Source organism: Arthrobacter terricola (genome assembly GCF_004354015.1).
GTDB classification, from domain to species: domain Bacteria; phylum Actinomycetota; class Actinomycetes; order Actinomycetales; family Micrococcaceae; genus Arthrobacter; species Arthrobacter terricola.
The window spans coordinates 1-2,991 of record NZ_SMRU01000080.1 but is presented as its reverse complement, the minus strand read 5'-3'; the positions used below and the strand labels follow the sequence as shown (position 1 = coordinate 2,991).

Below are 2,991 nucleotides of genomic sequence, written 5' to 3'. Positions count from 1 at the left end.
ATCGCGTTCACCGAAGACGTCCTCAAGCGCTACGAGTCCTACGGCTGGCACACCCAGCGCGTGGACTGGACCAAGACCGGCGAATACGTCGAAGACGTCCAGGAACTCTACTCCGCGCTGCTGGCGGCCAAGGCCGAAACCTCCAAGCCCTCGATCATTTCGCTGCGCACCATCATCGGCTACCCGGCCCCGAAGAAGCAGAACACCGGCAAGATCCACGGCTCCGCCCTGGGCGCCGAGGAAGTCGCCGGCCTGAAGGAAGTCCTGGGCTTCGACCCCGCCAAGTCCTTCCAGATCGACGAAGAAGTTCTGGCGCATGCCCGGAAGGTCCTGGACCGCGGCGCTGCTGCGCGGACTGAGTGGCAGTCCTCCTTCGAGGCGTGGCAGACGGCCAACCCGGAGGGCGCTGCCCTTCTTGAGCGCATCGAAGCCAAGAAGCTCCCGGTCGAAATCGACGCCGCACTTCCGACGTTCGAAGCCGGCAAGGATGTTTCCACCCGTGCCGCGTCCGGCAAGGTCCTGAACGCTATCGGCCCGGTCCTCCCGGAGCTGTGGGGCGGCTCCGCCGACCTCGCCGAGTCCAACAACACCACGATCGAAGGCTCCCCTTCGTTCATTCCGGCTTCGCGTTCAACCGAGGCATGGAAGGGCAACCCCTACGGACGCGTGCTGCACTTCGGTATCCGTGAGCACGCCGCGGCCTCGATCGTGAACGGCATCAGCCTGCACGGACGCACCCGTGCGTTCTCGGGCACGTTCCTGATCTTCTCCGATTACCAGCGCCCCGCAATCCGTCTCTCGGCCCTCATGGGCGTGCCGTCCCTGTACGTCTGGACGCACGACTCCATCGGCCTGGGCGAAGACGGACCCACCCACCAGCCGGTGGAACAGCTTTCCACCCTGCGTGCGATCCCCGGCCTGGACGTCGTCCGCCCCGGCGATGCGAACGAAGTAGCTGTCGCGTGGAAGACCATGCTGGAAAACCACGAGAACCCGGCAGGCATCGTCCTGACCCGCCAGAACATCCCCACCTACGCCCGTGGCGAAGGCGCAGCCGAGGGTGACACCTTCGGCTCGACTGCCGGTGTGGCCAAGGGCGGATACGTCCTGGCCGAAGCATCCAGCAACGGCGCCACCGTCCCGGCACAGGTGCTGCTGATCGCCACCGGCTCCGAGGTCCAGCTGGCCGTTTCGGCCCGTGAAGCCCTGCAGGCCGAAGGCATCCCCACCCGCGTCATCTCCATGCCGTGCGTGGAATGGTTCACCAAGCAGGACGCCGCCTACCGTGAGTCCGTGCTCCCGGTAACCGTGAAGGCCCGCGTCTCGGTCGAAGCCGGCCTGGCCCTGGGCTGGAAGGAATTCGTCGGCGACGCCGGACGCTCCATCAGCCTCGAGCACTACGGCGCTTCCGCGGACTACAAGCGACTGTTCCAGGAATTCGGCATCACCGCCGAAGCCGTCGCCGCCGCCGCGAAGGACTCCCTCGCGAGCCTCGGTAACTAACGACGACCCGCCTGCAAGCAAACAGATTTCCAAGGAGATAGAGAAATGACTACGACTCCCACCCAGCAGCTTTCCGATGCCGGTGTGTCCATCTGGCTTGACGACCTCTCCCGTGAGCGCCTCGCCAGCGGCAGCCTGCAGAAGCTCATCGACGAAAAGAACGTCGTCGGCGTGACCACCAACCCGTCGATCTTCCACGCCGCGATCACCTCCGGCAACGACTACGACGCCGTGATCGCCGCTGAAGCCGCCAAGGGCGCTTCCGTGGAGGAAACGATCTTCGAGATCACCACCACCGACGTCGCGGACGCCTGCGACCTCTTCGCCCCGATCGCCCTGGCGAGCAACGGCGTTGACGGCCGTGTTTCCATCGAAGTTGACCCGCGCCTTGCCTGGGACACCGAAGGCACCATCGCCGAGGCGAAGCACCTCTACAAGAGGGTCGCCAAGGACAACGTTCACATCAAGATCCCGGCCACCGTGGAAGGCCTCGCGGCCATCACAGCAACCCTGGGCGAGGGCATCAGCGTCAACGTGACCCTGATCTTCTCCCTCGAGCGCTACCGTGCGGTCATCAACGCTTTCCAGTCCGGCCTCGAACTGGCGAAGGAAAACGGCCACGACCTCTCCAAGATCCACTCCGTGGCCTCGTTCTTCGTTTCCCGCGTGGACACCGAGATCGACAAGCGCCTGGACGCGATCGGCACCGAGGAAGCCAAGGCCCTCAAGGGCAAGGCCGGCGTCGCCAACGCCCGCCTCGCCTACCAGGTCTACGAGGAGCTCTTCTCCACCGAGCGCTGGGCTGTACTCGCCGAAGCCGGTGCCCGTCCGCAGCGCCCGCTGTGGGCTTCCACCGGCGTAAAGGACCCGGCGTACCCGGACACCCTCTACGTGACCGAACTGGTTGCCGCCGGCGTTGTGAACACCATGCCCGAAAAGACCCTCGACGCCACCTTCGACCACGGCGTGGTCACCGGTGACACGGTTTCCGGAACCTACGAGGAAGCAAACACTGTCCTGAACGCCCTCGAAGGCCTGGGCGTCTCCTACAACGACGTCGTCGCGATCCTGGAATCGGAAGGCCTCGACAAGTTCGTCGCCTCCTGGAAGGAACTCCTCGCCGACGTCGAAGGCGCCCTCGCCTCTGCACGGAAGGCTTCCTAACACAGATGAGCACTCTCAGCTATGACGCCAGTGGTGCTGCGCAGCAGGCCATCGAGCAGCATGTTCGGGTACTTGTGGAGGACCGGGTTGCGACACGGATTTTCGCGAAGGATGCCTCGTTGTGGGGTCCGGAGGCGGAGTCCGAGGCGGCCATCCGTTTGGGGTGGGTGGAGGCGGCTGCCGTTTCCCGGGCCCTGGTCGGGGGGATCCTGGAGCTGCGGGACGCGTTCCGGGCCGAAGGGGTCTCCCGGATTGTGTTGTGCGGGATGGGTGGTTCTTCGCTTGCCCCGGAGGTGATTGCCGGTACTGCTGGCGTCGGGCTGA

2 protein-coding genes and 1 pseudogene are annotated in these 2,991 nt (G+C 65.2%); all 3 read left to right on the top strand.

What is annotated here, in order from left to right; translation table 11 throughout:
• The coding region (locus E1809_RS26220) for a transketolase family protein (RefSeq protein ID WP_133207141.1) at positions 1–1,503 on the top strand (1,503 nt) is incomplete at its 5' end.
• A gap of 45 nt (positions 1,504–1,548) precedes the next feature.
• Positions 1,549–2,667, top strand: coding sequence for a transaldolase (gene tal, locus E1809_RS26215; protein WP_133207140.1), 1,119 nt, complete (start codon positions 1,549–1,551; stop codon positions 2,665–2,667).
• Between the two features lie 5 nt (positions 2,668–2,672).
• Positions 2,673–2,991 (top strand): annotated as a pseudogene (locus tag E1809_RS26210) (glucose-6-phosphate isomerase); the annotation flags it as partial.